Below are 15,500 nucleotides of genomic sequence, written 5' to 3' on the forward strand. Positions count from 1 at the left end.
GGTTCCGGTGGAGCGCCGGAACCCGGGCGAGCCTTGCACCCCGCGTCGGTCACCTGTCAAGATGGTGATGTGAATCTTGACCATGTCTTCGTGTGCGGACACCCGGTGCTGGACTTCGCGGCCACGCTGCGCGCCCGGCGTTCGACCCGTTTCGAGATGTTCGTGACGCCGGACCGGCTCAACGCCTGGTACCTGGAGTCCGGGCTCGTGGACACGATCACGCCCGGCGGAGAGGACGACGTCCGTGCGGCGGTCACGCTGCGCGAGGCCGTCTACCAGCTCGTGACCAACCGCCGGCTCGGCGAGGACTTCGACCGGCAGGCGCTCGCGGTGCTCAACGCCGCCGCCCGCCAGGTCCCGGCGACCCCCCAGCTCACGATGGCGGGCAGGCACACCGACGCGACGCCCGCGCAGGCCCTGGCCACCGTCGCCCGGCAGACCGTCGAGCTGCTCAGTGGCCCGGACGTCCCTCTCCTCAAGGAGTGCGGCAACCCCGAGTGCACGCGCGTCTACGTCGACCGCTCCCGCGGGATGCGGCGGCAGTGGTGCGGCATGGAGTCCTGCGGCAACAAGATCAAGGCCGCGGCCTACCGCGCCCGCAAGAAGACGGCGCCGGCCGCGACCGGGAACTGATCCGGCCGACGGAACCGACGCCGTGGGACGGGACCGGAGGCGGGCCGACGGCCGCCCCTACAGTCCCAGGTCGAGGGCGAGGCAGGAGAAGAACTTCCAGGAGCCCTCGGGGTCGTACGGGGCGGCGGACCCGCCCGGCGAGCCCTGCACCCCTTCGGTCGTGTCCTCGGCGCGGATGCGCTCGGGGAGCTTGCCGTACCGTGCGTGCCGTGCCGCGGCCGCGGCGGTGTCCGCGGCGAGTTCCCTGTCCATGCCCGTACTCCCCTTCATCGGTGTTCCTCTGCCGGGTTCATCGGTGTCCCTCTGCCGGGCGGTCTCGCCACCTGTCAGGGCGGTGACGAGCGGACCACGAGCCGTCAGACGGTGACGGTCCTGCCTTCGGCGTGGGCGGAGAGGCCCGTCGCACCGCAAGGGGTTCCTCTCCTTCGGTTCGCGGACGCCCCGTCACAAGCGGTCGGCGTCGGCGACGGCCTGCGCGAAGACGGCCGGCGCCTCCTGCGGCAAGTTGTGACCGATGCCGGCGACGGTGCGGTGTTCGTAGGGGCCGGTGAAGTGGTGGCGGTAGCCCGCGCCGTCACCGGGCGGGGTGAACGGGTCGAGGGCCGGGTCGAGGGTGATGGTGGGCACCCCCACGAGCGGCTGGGCGGCGAGCCGCTCCTCGTAACGGCCGTATCGGCGGTCGCCCTCGATCAGGCCGATGCGCCAGCGGTAGTTGTAGAGGACGACGGCCGCGTAGTCGGGGTTCCTGAACGCCTCGGCGGTGCGCTGGAAGGTGGCGTCGTCGAAGTCCCAGCCGGGTGAGACGAGGGTCCACACGTAGCGGCACAGGGCGATGCGCTCGTCGACGTCCTCCATCGCCCGCTTGCCGCGCTCGGTGGCGAAGTACCACTGGTACCACCAGGTGCGCTCGACGGCCGGGGCGGCGGGCAGCTGCTGCGCCTTGCGGTCGGTGATGAGGTAACCGCCGGTCGAGACGAGCGCCTTGACCCGCTCGGGCCACAGGGCCGCGATGATGTCGGCGGTCCGCGAGCCCCAGTCGAACCCGGCGAGCACCGCCTTGTCGATCTCGAGGGCGTCCATCAGGGCGATGACGTCGAGCGCGACGGCGGACTGCTCGGCCGTGCGGGGCGTATGGCGGGACAGGAACCGCGTGCTGCCGTGGCCGCGCAGATACGGCACGATCACGCGGTACCCGAGGTCGGCGAGCAGCGGGGCGACGTCGACGTAACTGTGGATGTCGTACGGCCAGCCGTGCAGGCACAGGACGGCCGGACCGTGGGCGGGCCCGGCCTCGGCGTAACCGACGTCGAGGACGCCCGCCCTGACCTGCTTCAGCACGGGGAAGGCGGTGTGGGGGCCGGACGTGCCGCCCGCAACGGACGGTCGTTCCGCGCCGGACGCGCCACCCGTGGCCGGTGCGCCGTCCGCGGCGGACGCCGTCGGCCGCAGGCCGGCCAGCGAGACCGCGGCCGCGCCGGTGCCCAGGCCAACGGCCCTGCCGAACGTACGCCTGTTGATCATGACAAACCCCTCCGTCGCGCGCTTCCGGTGACCGGCCGGGAGCCGGCTGGTGGCACTGCGACCTTCACACGGCACGCGTCACCTGTCAAACCGGTGACACAGATTCATCACCGTCTTGACTGGTGACGAAACGGTGTGTCACTTTACGACCCGTCAGGAACGGAAACACCAGGAAGGGCTTGTCATGGCGAACAGCAACGGTGGGCGCAAGCGGCGCACGACGGGCACGGTCGCGACGGTCGCGGCGGGGCTCGCGCTCGCCGCCTTCGCACTCGCCGGCACCGCCGACGGAGCGCCTCGGCACACGGGTGGGGAGCCCCGGCACGCCGGCGGACCCGGCAAGCCGACCATCGTCCTGGAGCACGGCGCCTTCGCCGACGGCTCCAGCTGGAACGGCGTCATTGCCGAACTGCGCACCGACGGCTACCCCGTCGTCGCCGCCGCCAACCCGCTGCGCGGCCCCGCCTCCGACGCCGCCGCCCTGCGCACCGTCCTCGACCACGTCGAGGGGCCCAAGATCCTCGTCGGCCACTCCTACGGCGGCAACGTCATCAGCCAGGCCGCCACCGACGACCCGCAGGTCAAGGGCCTCGTGTACGTGGCCGCGTTCCTCCCCGCCCCTGGCGAGACCGCCCTGGAGCTCACCGGCAGGTACCCCGGCTCCACCCTGCCCGACGCCCTCGACCCGGTCACCTACCAGCAGGCGGACGGGACGACGGCCATCGACCTCTACATCCGACAGGACAGGTTCCGGCAGCAGTTCGCCGCCGACGTCCCCGCCGAGCAGGCCGCCCTGATGGCCGCGGCGCAGCGCCCGATCGCCCAGGCGGCGCTGGAGGAGCAGGCCACCGGCGCCGCCTGGAAGACCAAGCCCTCCTGGGCCGTCGTCACCACCCAGGACCGCAACATCCCGGCCGCCGTCCAGCGCTTCATGGCCAGGCGCGCCCATGCCCGCACCACCGAAGTGGCGGCCTCCCACTCCGTCGCCGTCTCCCACCCCCGCCTCGTCGCCGACGTCATCGAGCGGGCCGCCCGCGCCACCGCCGGCTGACCGGGGCCCGACCCGCACGACTTCCGCCACCGGAAGGGGGCGACGGTCGAATGACGTGACCGCGGTGACTCTCTCTCCCCCCACGGCGGCAGCCGGAAGGGGGCGGTCCGGATCACCCGGAGGTCCGGAAGGGGCGCTGATAGCCTGCGCGCATGATCGCCCAAGGCTCCGGACACCGGATATCCAACTGGCTGGCGCCTGAAGGTCCGCAGCGCGCGCTCATCCTCGCGAGCTTCGTCAGCCGGGTGGGCAACGGGCTGTTCAACACCGCCGCGGTGCTCTACTTCACGCTGGTCGTGCACCTTCCCGCCGCACAGGTCGGTGTCGGTCTGACGATCGCGGGGCTGACCGGTCTGCTGGCGGGGATTCCGGCGGGGAATCTCGCCGACCGGTACGGGCCCCGCACGGTCTGGCTGACGTCCCTGGCGATGCAGGCCGTGACGATGGCCGCTTTCGTGTTCATCCAGAGCTGGGCCACGTTCACGCTCATCGCCACCCTGGACCGGCTGGCGGCAGCGGCGAGCGGCGCCGCGGGCGGTGCGCTCGTCGCCCGCGCCGGCGGCGAACGCCCGGCCGCGTTCAGGGCGAAGCTCCGCACCTTCGTCAACCTCGGGGTGGTCCTGGGCACCGTCGGCGCCGGCTTCGCCCTCGCCGTCAACTCCCGCTCGGCGTACACCGCACTCATCCTCGCCAACGCCGCCAGCTTCGCCTGCGCCGGCCTGATCGCCCTGGTCGGCGTCCCGGACTACCGGCCCCTCCCCCGGCCCGAGGAGCACCGCGGCTGGTCCGTCCTGGCCGACCGGCCCTACGTGTCCTTCGTCGCGCTCTACGGCGCCATGGGCCTGCAGTACCAGACGGTGTCCCTGCTGCTGCCGATCTGGCTCTCCGCTCACACCGACGCGCCCCGCTGGACCGTGGCGGTGGTCTACGCGGTCAACAGCGGAGTGTGCGTGCTGCTCCAGAGCAGGATCGGCTCCCGGATCGAGACGCCGCGCCAGGGCGGACGGGCGTTCCGCATCGCCGGGCTGCTGTTCCTGGTCAGCTGCCCGTTGATGGCCCTGACCGCGGACGTTCCGGCCTGGGTCGCGCCCGGGCTCGCCATCCTCGCCGTCTGCGTGCACAGCCTCGGGGAGGTGTGGGAGTCCTCGGCCGGCTTCGCGCTCGGCTTCGGTCTCGCCCCCGACCACGCGCAGGGCCAGTACCAGGGTTTCCTCGGCATCGGCTTCGACGCCGGGCAGGCCTTGGCCCCGGTGATCCTCACCACGGCGGTCCTCGGACTCGGGCACGCCGGCTGGCTGCTGCTCGGCGTGTTCTTCGCGGCGCTGGGGGCCGCAGGACCTGTGGTGGCCGCCTGGGGCGAGCGAACCCGTCGTACGGGCCAGGACCCGTCCGGCACGTCACCTGGCCGCTCGGGTGACGCCGCGCTGCTGGACGCCGAGTAGACCGTTTCCTCCGGATCGGGCCCGGTGGAGAGACGTCCGAGGGGAGCCACGCCTCGGGCTTCCAGGCGCTGCCGCGCGGGACCGCGCCCGGCCCCGTGGGGCGCTCGGCGCGGTCGGCGGTGATCAGTGGACGGCGAGGGCGACGATCTGGGTGGCCTCCTCGTCCGAGAAGTTGTCGTCGCTGACCAGGATCAGCGACCGCTCACCGGACGGGAGTTCCGGGCCCCACGTCATGCCTTCGGTGTTCTGGATGCTGGAGAGGCCCAGGGTGTCCAGGTCCACCACGAGCTTCTTCCTCATGGGGACGACGGGCTGTCCGGCGAGGGAGTCCATCGCCCGCACGTCGGTCGCGCCGCGCGTGGTGGCGTCGTAGACGCGGATCTTGTAGCCCGCGCCGGCGACCCAGGTGCGTTCCAGGACGAGGTAGCGGTCGGGGTCGTCGGGGAACGCGAGCAGGGACGGGACTCCGGTGTCCGGGCCCCAGGGGCTGGTCGGGTCGGACTCGGCGAAGATCTTCTCGAGCGGGTACGCGAACTGTCCGAGCACCTCGCCGCCGCGGGTCTGCTTCGTGACGCGGACGAGCGCGCCGTGCTCCAGGTCGGGCACCGGCCCGTCCTGCAGCAGTGGGCCCTCGACCGCGCTGGTCAGGACCTTGCCGCGGGCGCCGAAGGTGATCGCCTCGACCGCCTGGTTCCGGCGCGGCCCGCGCTGTTCCAGGGTGACCTCGTAGTTCGACGGCAGCTTCAGCTGCCCGAGGTGGGCACCGGTGGCGGAGGCGAACTGGATGGACGGCTGGATGACCGGTGCGTTCGCCGCCGTGGGACGGTCGCCCTCCTGCGCCCACCAGTAGTGGCAGCTGCGCGGATCGACCCGGATCTCCTCCGGATCGACGGCCTTGCCGTCGCCGAGGGACGGGGACGGGTACACCGCGCCGTCCGCCTGGCGGAACGGGTGGGTGCCGGTGAAGTCGACGGAGTGCACGCCGTCGGCGTCCACGTCCAGCGCGGCGGTGTAGAAGCGGGCGGGCTGCAGGTAGGAACGGTCGTCGCTGATGAACACGTACTCGCCGGTGCACCGGTTGCGGTCGACACCGGAGAGGCCGCCGACCGTCGTTCCCTGGAAGTCGAGCTTGTGCGGAACGATCCTTTCGCCGAGCAGGCGCGCAGTCGCGGCGCGCTCCGACTGTCCGTCGGCGCCGCCTGGTGGGGCGGCCGCGGCCGCTGCGGGGGCCAGCGTCGAGGTCAGGAGCAGGGCTGCGGCGCACACGCGGCGCGTCAGAGAAGATCTCATGTAGTTGATCTTGGCCCAGCCCGGCCCGGCGCCGCAGTCGCCCATCCGGGTGTTGCTGCCGGGGGTCCGCCGACGACCGGGGCCAGGCGCGAGCGCGCCGCCATGCCCGCACCGCTTGCTCGTCCTCGCCGCACGTGACCGACGCGGCGTCACCACCGCCCCTGGGGTGGTGACGCCGTACGGTGCGCGGTGTGGCCGGATCCCCCCGGACTGCTCAGCGCAGGTCGAAGCGGTCGAGGTTCATCACCTTGTTCCACGCCGCCACGAAGTCGCGGACGAACTTCTCGTCGGCGTCGCTGGCGGCGTAGACCTCGGCGATGGCGCGCAGTTGGGAGTGCGAGCCGAAGACGAGGTCGACGGCGGTCGCCGTCCACTTCGTCTCGCCCGTCGCGCGGTCCCGTCCCTCGAAGACGTTCTCGTCCGACTCCGAGGCCTTCCACTCCGTGCCCATGTCGAGCAGGTTGACGAAGAAGTCCGTGGTCAGCGCCTCCGGACGCGGTGTGAGGACGCCGTGCGGGGAGCCCCGGAAACCGGCGTTCAGCGCCCGCATGCCGCCGACCAGGACGGTCATCTCGGGCGCGGTCAGGGTCAGCAGGTTCGCGCGGTCGAGCAGCAGTGTCTCCGGCGACAGCTTCTCGCCGGCCCGCAGGTAGTTGCGGAACCCGTCCGCCCGCGGTTCGAGCACGGCGAACGACTCCACGTCCGTCTGCTCCTGCGAGGCGTCGGTGCGCCCCGGCGCGAACGGGACCGTGACGGCGTGGCCGGCGTTCCGCGCGGCCCGCTCGACCGCGGCACAGCCTCCCAGGACGATCAGGTCGGCGAGCGAGATCTTCCTGCCGCCGTTCCCGGCGGCGTCGAAGTCGCGCCGGATCTCGTCCAGCCGCCGCACCGTCCCGGCCACCTCGGGCAGGTCGTTGACCTCCCAGTCCTTCTGCGGCGCCAGCCGGATCCGCGCCCCGTTGGCGCCACCGCGCTTGTCGGTGCCGCGGAAGGTCGCCGCCGCGGCCCAGGCCGTGGTGACCAGCTGCGGGATGGTCAGGCCGGAGTCGAGGATCCGGTCCTTGAGGGCGGCGATGTCCTCGTCCGCGACCAGTTCGTGCTCGACCGCGGGGACCGGGTCCTGCCACAGCTGCGCCTCGGGAACCCACGGTCCGAGGTAGCGCGACACCGGACCCATGTCGCGGTGGAGCAGCTTGTACCAGGCCTTGGCGAAGGCCTCGGCGAGCTGGTCCGGGTTCTCGTGGAAGCGCCGGCAGATCGGCTCGTAGACGGGGTCCTGCCGCAGTGCGAGGTCGGTCGTCAGCATCATCGGGGCGTGCCGCCTGGACGGGTCGTGCGCGTCCGGCACGGTGTCCTGCGCCGCGGGGTCGGTGGGCTTCCACTGCTGGGCCCCGGCGGGGCTGCGGGTGAGCTCCCACTCGTACCGGAACAGGTTGTCCAGGTAGCCGTTGTCCCACTTCGTCGGCTCGTTGGTCCACGCGCCTTCGAGTCCGCTGGTGAGGGTGTCGGCGCCGCTGCCGCTGCCGTGGGTGTTGCGCCAGCCCAGGCCCTGCTCCTCGAGCGGGGCGGCCTCCGGCTCCGGGCCGAGGTACGACGGGTCGACGGCGCCGTGGCACTTGCCGAAGGTGTGGCCGCCGACGATGAGGGCGACGGTCTCCTCGTCGTTCATGGCCATGCGCCCGAAGGTCTCCCGGATGTCGCGGGCCGCGGCCACCGGGTCCGGATTGCCGTTGGGGCCCTCCGGGTTCACGTAGATCAGGCCCATCTGCACGGCGCCGAACGGCTTGGCTAGTTCACGGTCGCCGCTGTAGCGCTCGTCGCCGAGCCAGGTGTCCTCGGGGCCCCAGAAGATCTCCTCGGGCTCCCAGATGTCCTCGCGTCCGAAGCCGAAGCCGAAGGTCCTGAACCCCATGGATTCCATGGCGCAGTTGCCGGCGAACACGAGCAGGTCGGCCCAGGAGATCTTGCGGCCGTACTTCTGCTTGACCGGCCACAGCAGCCGCCGCGCCTTGTCCAGACTGGCGTTGTCCGGCCAGCTGTTGAGCGGCGCGAAGCGCTGCGCCCCGCTGCCGCCGCCGCCCCGGCCGTCCTCGATCCGGTACGTGCCGGCGGCGTGCCAGCTCATCCGGATGAACAGCGGTCCGTAGTGACCGTAGTCGGCGGGCCACCAGTCCTGCGACTTCGTCATCAGCTCGATGACGTCCTGCTTCAGGGCGTCGACGTCGAGGGTGGCGAACTCCGCCGCGTAGTCGAAGTCCTCGTCCATCGGGTCGGGCCCGGCCGCGTGCTGTTCCAGCACCTGGAGGTCCAGCTGGCCGGGCCACCAGTCCCGGTTCGTTCTGGGGCGGGTCGACGTGGGGGTGGGTGAGGGAACTGCTGGGTTTTCGCTCTCGCTGCCGGACACGTCCGCCCCTTCTTCCTTGCCTGGTTCTTTTCTGGCTTTTCGCCCGTATCGTTCCGCACCGTGGACCGCACGGCGAGAAGAACACGCCGTCGGGCGAGGGGTACGGATCCACCGTTCGTGACGCGGCGGGCGGTCAGAACCGGTCGGACGCGAGGTCTCCGGCCCGGCCCAGCCGGCCCGCCCGGTCGCGGGCGGAGGCGGCCCGGGCGGCGTCGCCCAGTGCCTCCGCCAGCCGGGCCGTGCTCAGCCAGTTGTACGGGCTGTGCGGCCGCAGCGCGGTCCGCTCGCTGATCAGGACGCGCGCCACGTCGTGCCGGCCCGACCTCAGGGCCGCGTCGAGGAGGGTCTTCTGCAGTGCGTCCCGCTGGGCGTGGCTGCCTCCGAACTCGTGGAGCCGCCGACGCAGCGGCCACAGCCGTTCCACGACGGTGTCGTGGTCCGCCGCCGCGTGCGCGACCAGTGCCTCGCACACCGGCAGGCCGATCTCCGCGGTCATCGCGTGGTTGGTGACCACGTCCGCTCCGGGCTCGGCGAGCCAGCGCCGGCGGTCGGCGATCAGCCGCCGTGCCTCCGCGACCCGGCCGGCGCCCACGTAGGACATGACCGCGTGCACGTCGTTGAAGGCGTAGAAGGGAGGGTCGGCCCGGGCGGACCAGGCGTCCGCGAGCGCCTCCCAACGGCGGGTCTGGTCGGAACCCGCGAGATGGAACCTCCACAGCATGGCCGCCGCGTCGAGGAGTTCCATGGCGAGGCCCCGGGACCCATCGTTGTGCAGTGCCGCGTCGTAGACGCCGAGCGCCGTGTCGGTGCGGCCGGCCTCCAGGGCGTAGAGCGCGTAGTGCCACCAGTTGTGGACCGTGAGGAAGTTGCCCTCCGACCAGTCACCGGTACGGGCGTCGAGATAGGCGATGCCCTCGGCGAAGCGGCCCTGCATCTCGTAGGTGTGCACGACGGCGTGGATGGCCCACACGTCATGGCGGTTCCGCTCGACCGCGGCGGATCCCGTCTCCCGGGCCTGGGTGTAGTGCCCGGCCTCCTCCAGGCCGAAGGCGTACATGCCCAGGAGCGGGCCGCGATGGGGGTCGTCCTCCTCCCAGGCGGACAGTGCGCCGCCGATCCTGTCCCGCAGGCGAAGGGCGTCACCGGTGAGGAAGTCGAGCTGGTGTCCGACGAAGAGCGCGAGCGCGTCCCGCGGCCAGGCCACGGTCAGCTCCTCCAGGAGCGCGCTGCCCCGCCGCAGGTCTCCCGCGAGCAGGCTTGCGGCGGCGGCCGTGTGCAGTCGCTCCCGAGGGCCGAGCCTGCTCCTGTCGAGGCCGGAGGCGAATCCTTCGAATCGCCGCCGCGCCGCTGCGGCGTCGGCCGGTTCCGTACCCAGCACGCCCAGGTAGGCCGCGAACGCCTGCGCCACCGGTGCGGCGGGGGCGGTCTCGAGGAGGTCGTCGACCGCACCGGTGACCTCGGGGCGGAAGAACAGCAGGGCTTCCACGGCACGGTCCAGATGCGCGGCCGCCTCCGATGTGCCGTTGTACAAGTCGTGACCGTACCGGTCGGTCGCCAACGCTGATCACCTCGTCACGAGAGCCAAGCCTTCGGATGGGCGCGCCGCGATCGCGGACCCCCCTCCCATGGAGCCAGCAGCGGGCGCCGGGGCACAGTCCCTGAACAGGTGATCTCGGCGGAGGGACGGACGGTCGCCGAACCGTCACCCGGTTGACAGGCGGACGACCTGAGCCAAAGGCCTGTCCGGAAAGTATGATCAGGCGATGTCTGACATGACCGAGACCACGCCTGGCTGGCTGAGCGCCGATGAGCTGAACACCGCCAGGGGGCAGATGCCGATCCTGTACGTCGAAGCCGTGCCCGTACGGGTCGACGACAGCGGCGAAGTCACCAGCATCGGACTGCTCTTGCGGATCGGTGCTGACGGAACGATCAGCCGGACGCTGGTGTCCGGTCGCGTCATGCACCACGAGCGGGTGCGGGACGCGCTCCTGCGCCATCTGGAGAAGGACCTCGGTCCGGTCGCCCTGCCCCGCATCCCCGCCTCGCTCCAGCCCTTCACGGTCGCGGAGTACTTCCCGACGGCGGGCATCACACCTTTCCACGACCCGCGCCAGCACGCGGTGTCCCTCGCGTACATCGTGCCGGTCACGGGCGACTGCCGTCCGCGGCAGGACGCGCTGGACCTCGTGTGGGTCAGCCCTCAGGAGGCGGCTTCAGCCGCCCTGCAGAACGAGATGCCCGGCGGTCACGGCGTCCTCCTGAAGCAGGCGCTCGCGCACGTCGGTCACGTCTACTGAGGGCGTCGCCCCTCGCTGCCGTCGTGTCGATCGGGGCCGTACCGGCCACCCCGGCCTCCTGTTCCCCGCGCGTGCGGGATCCGGGCGTGAGCCGGTTCGGAGGTGGCCGGTCGTGGCCGGCGGTCAGGAGACCATACGGGCCTCCTCCACTTCGGTGAGCCTGACCGTGCACAGGCCGCCGCGCTCGGTCTTCACGTCCGTCACCTTCAGCTGGGTGCCCGGCGCGAGGATGTACTCCTCCTCCCCGGTGAAGGCGGAGAAGCTGCGGATGCCCACGGCACGTGCCGGTGTCACCTCGAAGAGGGTTCGCTTGCCGCGGCTGCCGAGGAAGGCCCGGGCCACCTCCGGCTCGGAGGTGCAGGAGGAGACGCCCCACCAGGTGACCGTGCCGCCGACCGGGTACTGGCTGCGCAGGTCCAGCGAGACGCCGCGCCACAGTGGCCGGGTGTGGGCGGGAAGGTTCGAGACCGCCGAGAAGAGCAGACGCAGGTACGGGAGGTAGGGCAACACCTTGGTCCGGTCCGGCGCGCGCAGGACGGCGTTGATGTCGCGGTAGAAGCCGGACTCGCAGGTGTAGAGGTAGAGCGCGGCGATCGCGTCCGCGGACAGACCACCCGCGGGCGTGCCGGCCGGCTCGTCGGCACGTCGCTTGGCGAACTCGCGGGACCGGTCGATGTGGCGGCCGAGGCCGGACAGCACCTTGGTGACCGGGGCGACGGCCTCCTCGAAGGGCATCAGCGGGGTGTCGAGGACCCCGGTGATGGCGGGCAGGACGAGTCCCTCGTCCTTGACGCTGGTGAGCCGCTCCAGATAGAGCTGGTGCAGTTCCATGGTGGACGTGATGAACGCGCCCATGCGGGTCGCGACCTCGCGGTCCGCGCCGCCGTCGGGCTGCTCGTTCCACCCCTTGCTCGGGAGCCAGTCGATCTCGTCGGCGCCCAGCGAGGCGAGGGCCTCGTTGACCGTGGCGAAGTGGTCTCCTTCGCAGAAGATGTCGCCCTGGGCCGCCGGGTTGGCGTGGTCGATGTGCCTGACCTCGACGTCCGGGTACTTCTGCTGGAGGCGTAGGACGATCTTCTTCAGGTTGCGCGCGTGCGCTCCCCACCAGGCGAAGACGACGCCGCGGTCCTCCTCGTCGGCGTGCTGCTTGGCCTTGAGGATCTCCTCGACGATCCGCTCGGCCACGGGCCGCCAGAACACGGTGTGCCGGTCGGTGCCCATCGCGCCGTCGGCGCTGGCGGTGAGCGAGGCGTTCAGGAGCAGGACGCCCTGCGTGAGCATCGCCTGGAACCACTCGGGCGGCTGGACCGTGTCGCGCTCCTTCAGCAGGGCGCGGACCTCGGCGACCGGCGTCTTCTTGGCTATGCCGTACTTCCACATCGCCGCCGCCTTGATGATGCAGCGGATGCTGACCACCCTGCCGAACTGGCTGTCCTTCCAGTCGCTGAAGGTGTTGTCGAACATGGCGATGCCGGTGGCGCTCTCCGGCCGCGGGTAGGGGTTCTGGCCGAAGACGACGACCTTCCACTTGTGCGGCGGGTTGGGCTTGAGCGCCTGGAAGGTCAGCTCGCGGACGGGGACGACCTGCGGGCTGCGGCTCTGGCCGATGACCTCGGCGGCGCCGGGCTGGGCCTCGATGACCGGCTTCAGGAGCGGGAGCCAGGCCTCGCCGCCGCCGGTGAAGAGCTCGCCGAGGCCCAGCGGGTCGTTCGGGTCGTTCGGTCCGGGCTGGGCCGGCGTGGTGGTGGCGTCGGTCATGGAGGAAGGGCTCCCGGTGGTCGTACCTGCGTGAGGGGGATGACCGGCGGGCAAGCCGGCCGCGTGGGCGGGGTCAGCGACGAAAGGAATGCCCTTTCGGCGGCACGATGCGCACCCGCTGCGTGGGCGGCGCGCTCTCGATGCCCGCGAGCTGCGCGGTGATCGTGGCGCGCAGCTCGTCGTCGTCCTCGAACCAGTGGTCGTGGAAGAGCGTGTAGCCGGTCCACATCAGGTTGGCGCAGACCCGCGCCGGGACCCGGCCGGTCCGGGCGCCCATGCCGACCAGCGCCACCGAGCGGATGCTGCCCGGCGCCTTGCGGTTCTGCCGGTGGACGGCCTGGAAGGCCGCGGCGCACGCCAGGGCGACGTTCAGCGTGTCGCGCACGTTCTGGGAGGACTGCTCCATCGTCGGCGTCGATATCAGGTACCGCGGAGTGGTCGCCCCGGACGGGACGCAGACCGCGCTGCCGACCGGGAGCCTCCCGGCGAACCGGTCGCGGATCGCCCGCTGCACGCGCAGCTGGATGCCCGCCCCGAGGTGCCGCTTGATGACGGCGTCGACCCCGCCGTCCATCCGGCCCAGGGAGTTGGTCGGGGTGACCCACGCGTCGACGTCCTCGTCGAGGATCGAGCCACGGCGGATCTCCATCCCCGGGGTGTCGGCGAACGCCGCCCGCCAGGCCTCCACCACGTCCTCGTTGACGTCGGTCAGCACGACCCTGAGCGTGGTCCCCATACGGCTGTCAGTCATCGTCCACCCCTCCCGGGAAACGGTCTCTCCAACACCTCCGACGCTAGTGGTGACCACTGACAACGCCGGTCGGGGAAGGGTGCGGTGAGCTGCCGTCAGGCGGGTCCGGTCCACCGGGTTCCGGCTCGACGCGGGGGTGGTGGGGCAGGAGGCGGCCCCGGGCGCGCATCGTGGATACCGAAGCGCCCGGGGCCTCCTCTCGGCCGGACGGCGCAAGGGGGAATTGCGCCGCCGGTCGTACCCACGGCTCGGGCCGGAGCGCGACATCGTGGCGATCGTCGGCACCGGCTGCAGCCCGCGGGTTCCCAGCGCGCCGCCGTTTCCCGCCCGTCGCCCCCCCGGCCGACAGGCATCGGGCCCCAGCCCTCCGGTCGGGCGCTCCATGTCCGGCAGCGTCCTCCGCCTGCGGCGGAGGTCGGACACTGAGCACCACTCTCCAGGGGTGACGGGAGGCGCGTGGTTCCTGCGCTCCGATTCTCACCGGTGTCGGGCCCGGATTCCACGTAGAGGAACTGCAGACAATTGCACGCCCCCTCCCGCGTGGGGGCCGGTCGCCCGTACCGTAGGAGCCGTACGAGTCGAGGAGGCACAGCATGAGCACGTCGCCGCCGCACGAGCCGGGCTCCGCCGGCGTCAGTCCGTACCGCGTCACGGCCGGTCAGGGCCCGCAGACGCTTGCCGAGCTGCGGGCCGAGCTCGCCGGCATCGATCCCGTCGAGCTGGCCGCCTTCGACGCCCGGCTGGGTGCCGCGCGGTTCGGGCGCGAACAGCAGGCCGTCATCACCGAGGCGCGGCACCTGGTCGCCCTGCGCACCCGGCCCGAAGTGCGGCAGGCGATCCGTGCGTCGCTCGCCGGCAAGACCGAGCTGATGACCGTCGAGGACCTCTTCGCCGAGCTCGACAAGGGCACCACCACGTGACCCGCTGGGCCGTCGAGATCCCCCGGAGGCTCTACCACGAGATCGCGCGTCTCTCCCCCGGCGGCCGTCGCGCGCTCCACGACGCCCTCGCCGCCCTCGCCGAGGACCCGCGCCCCGCCGAGTCACGGACCGAGCCGGTACGGACGGCAGAGCTCCGCCGGGTCTCGACCGCGCCGGCCTCCGACAACGGCGTCACCATCACGCTGCTGTACCGCATCCACGAACCCGCCCCGGGCAGGCCGGGGCGCGTCGAGATCATCTTCCTCGTCGCAGGGCCCTGAACGGACCCGCGACCGCCGGCCCCCGAGATTGACGGTCCGAGATCTGCGGTCTCCCGAGGAGCCGGGGACGGCGGCGAACAGCTGCGGCGACGAGCGACTTTGTCGAAGCACCTCCTGAAGGAGGAACGCGCGGTGGGGCCCCCGGAGTTCCCCGCGGTGCTGTGACATTCCTCTGTGCCTCCGCGCCTTCCCGTCACGCCCGCCATCCGCGCATACTCCAGGCCCCAACGAATGGAGCTGGTGACACAGATGACGGCGCGTACGGTCTCCGCGGCAGCCTCGGGCACCTGGCGGCTCGGTGATCTCACGGTGAACCGGATCGGGTTCGGCGCCATGCGCCTCACCGGCAGTGCCGCCTTTCACCAAGGCGTCCCCCGTGACCGCGGCCAGGCGATCGCCGTCCTGCGCCGCGCGGTCGAGCTCGGGGTGAACCATGTGGACACCGCCGCTTTCTACTTCTCTCGGCTGCGCTCCGCGAACGAGCTGATCAACGCGGCTCTGGCGCCGTACGCGGACGACCTCGTCGTCGCCACCAAGGTCGGCCCGGCCCGCGACGCCTCCGGCGAGTGGGTCCAAGGGGCGCGGCCCGACCAGTTGCGAGGCCAGGTCGAGGAGAACCTGCGCCAGCTCGGCCGTGACCACCTCGACGTGGTGAACCTGCGCATCATGGGCCAGGATTCCGTCAGCGAGCACTTCGGGGCCCTCTCCGAGCTGCGCGACGCCGGGCTGGTCCGGCACCTCGGCATCTCCAACGCCCGGCCCGAGCACCTGGCGCAGGCGCGGGCGATCGCGCCCGTGGTGTGCGTCCAGAACGCCTTCGGGATCGGCTCGCGGGGAGGGAGGGAGATGCTCGATGCCTGTGCGGAGCACGGGATCGCGTTCGTGCCCTTCTTCTCCATCGCCGGGCAGGGACGTGAGGCCGGTGCCGTCCGGGCGGAGCACGACGAGGTCCTCGCCGTCGCCCGCGCGCACGGCGCCTCGCCGGCGCAGGTACGGCTCGCGTGGTGCCTGCGGCAGGGCGCCCATGTGCTGGTCATCCCCGGCACGGGCGACCCGGACCACCTCGTCGACAACGTGGCGGCGGGCGCCATCCGGCTGACGGAGGAGGAGGTCCGGCTCCTCGATTCGACCGGCCGCACCGCTTCCTGA

General features: G+C 72.0%; 14 protein-coding genes. 7 read left to right on the forward strand and 7 right to left on the reverse strand.

Going from position 1 to position 15,500, the window contains the following annotated elements:
* The first annotated feature begins 69 nt into the window (after positions 1-69).
* Positions 70-633: an ABATE domain-containing protein gene (locus ACFY8W_RS24655; protein WP_391109013.1), complete on the forward strand. Its 564-nt coding sequence runs from the start codon at positions 70-72 to the stop codon at positions 631-633.
* A gap of 57 nt (positions 634-690) precedes the next feature.
* Here ACFY8W_RS24655 and ACFY8W_RS24660 read toward each other — a convergent pair whose 3' ends face one another.
* Positions 691-885, reverse strand: a complete 195-nt coding sequence (locus tag ACFY8W_RS24660) for a hypothetical protein (protein ID WP_391109663.1) — start codon at positions 883-885, stop codon at positions 691-693.
* A gap of 192 nt (positions 886-1,077) precedes the next feature.
* The gene (locus ACFY8W_RS24665; protein ID WP_391109016.1) at positions 1,078-2,154 is read right to left on the reverse strand and encodes an alpha/beta fold hydrolase; all 1,077 of its coding nucleotides are present in this window, start codon (positions 2,152-2,154) and stop codon (positions 1,078-1,080) included.
* A gap of 184 nt (positions 2,155-2,338) precedes the next feature.
* Between ACFY8W_RS24665 and ACFY8W_RS24670 the strand changes: the two genes are divergently transcribed.
* Both ACFY8W_RS24670 and ACFY8W_RS24675 read left to right on the forward strand, forming a co-directional pair.
* Positions 2,339-3,205, forward strand: a complete 867-nt coding sequence (locus ACFY8W_RS24670) for an alpha/beta fold hydrolase (protein WP_391109019.1) — start codon at positions 2,339-2,341, stop codon at positions 3,203-3,205.
* Positions 3,206-3,357: 152 nt separating this feature from the next.
* Positions 3,358-4,647 carry an MFS transporter gene (locus ACFY8W_RS24675; RefSeq protein WP_391109022.1) on the forward strand — a complete coding sequence of 430 codons (1,290 nt, stop codon included), beginning with the start codon at positions 3,358-3,360 and terminating at the stop codon, positions 4,645-4,647.
* 123 nt (positions 4,648-4,770) lie between these two features.
* On the opposite strand, the gene ACFY8W_RS24680 is transcribed toward ACFY8W_RS24675, so the two are convergent.
* The 3 genes from ACFY8W_RS24680 to ACFY8W_RS24690 form a co-directional block, all read right to left on the reverse strand.
* The gene (locus ACFY8W_RS24680) at positions 4,771-5,937 is read right to left on the reverse strand and encodes an esterase-like activity of phytase family protein (protein WP_391109025.1); all 1,167 of its coding nucleotides are present in this window, start codon (positions 5,935-5,937) and stop codon (positions 4,771-4,773) included.
* Positions 5,938-6,151: 214 nt separating this feature from the next.
* Complete coding sequence (gene katG, locus ACFY8W_RS24685; RefSeq protein WP_391109028.1) at positions 6,152-8,341, reverse strand: catalase/peroxidase HPI; 2,190 nt, start codon at positions 8,339-8,341, stop codon at positions 6,152-6,154.
* Between the two features lie 133 nt (positions 8,342-8,474).
* The gene (locus ACFY8W_RS24690) at positions 8,475-9,899 is read right to left on the reverse strand and encodes a tetratricopeptide repeat protein (RefSeq protein WP_391109031.1); all 1,425 of its coding nucleotides are present in this window, start codon (positions 9,897-9,899) and stop codon (positions 8,475-8,477) included.
* Between the two features lie 214 nt (positions 9,900-10,113).
* On the opposite strand from ACFY8W_RS24690, the gene ACFY8W_RS24695 reads away from it, so the two are divergent.
* Positions 10,114-10,641 carry a DUF4916 domain-containing protein gene (locus ACFY8W_RS24695; protein ID WP_391109666.1) on the forward strand — a complete coding sequence of 176 codons (528 nt, stop codon included), beginning with the start codon at positions 10,114-10,116 and terminating at the stop codon, positions 10,639-10,641.
* 123 nt (positions 10,642-10,764) lie between these two features.
* On the opposite strand, the gene ACFY8W_RS24700 is transcribed toward ACFY8W_RS24695, so the two are convergent.
* Together ACFY8W_RS24700 and ACFY8W_RS24705 are read right to left on the reverse strand one after the other, a co-directional pair.
* Positions 10,765-12,399: an ADP-ribosyltransferase domain-containing protein gene (locus tag ACFY8W_RS24700; RefSeq protein WP_391109033.1), complete on the reverse strand. Its 1,635-nt coding sequence runs from the start codon at positions 12,397-12,399 to the stop codon at positions 10,765-10,767.
* Between the two features lie 73 nt (positions 12,400-12,472).
* Positions 12,473-13,150, reverse strand: coding sequence for a macro domain-containing protein (locus ACFY8W_RS24705; RefSeq protein ID WP_391109036.1), 678 nt, complete (start codon positions 13,148-13,150; stop codon positions 12,473-12,475).
* Between the two features lie 593 nt (positions 13,151-13,743).
* On the opposite strand from ACFY8W_RS24705, the gene ACFY8W_RS24710 reads away from it, so the two are divergent.
* The 3 genes from ACFY8W_RS24710 to ACFY8W_RS24720 all read left to right on the forward strand — a co-directional run bounded on the left by ACFY8W_RS24710 (position 13,744) and on the right by ACFY8W_RS24720 (position 15,500).
* Entirely contained in the window at positions 13,744-14,070 is a 327-nt protein-coding gene (locus ACFY8W_RS24710; protein ID WP_391109039.1) for a hypothetical protein, read from the forward strand.
* Entirely contained in the window at positions 14,067-14,351 is a 285-nt protein-coding gene (locus tag ACFY8W_RS24715) for a hypothetical protein (protein ID WP_391109041.1), read from the forward strand. The genes ACFY8W_RS24710 and ACFY8W_RS24715 overlap by 4 nt, the downstream gene beginning before the upstream one ends.
* Positions 14,352-14,600: 249 nt before the next feature.
* Positions 14,601-15,500 carry an oxidoreductase gene (locus ACFY8W_RS24720; protein WP_391109044.1) on the forward strand — a complete coding sequence of 300 codons (900 nt, stop codon included), beginning with the start codon at positions 14,601-14,603 and terminating at the stop codon, positions 15,498-15,500.

This window comes from Streptomyces sp. NPDC012637 (assembly GCF_042954805.1).
Classification (GTDB): domain Bacteria; phylum Actinomycetota; class Actinomycetes; order Streptomycetales; family Streptomycetaceae; genus Streptomyces.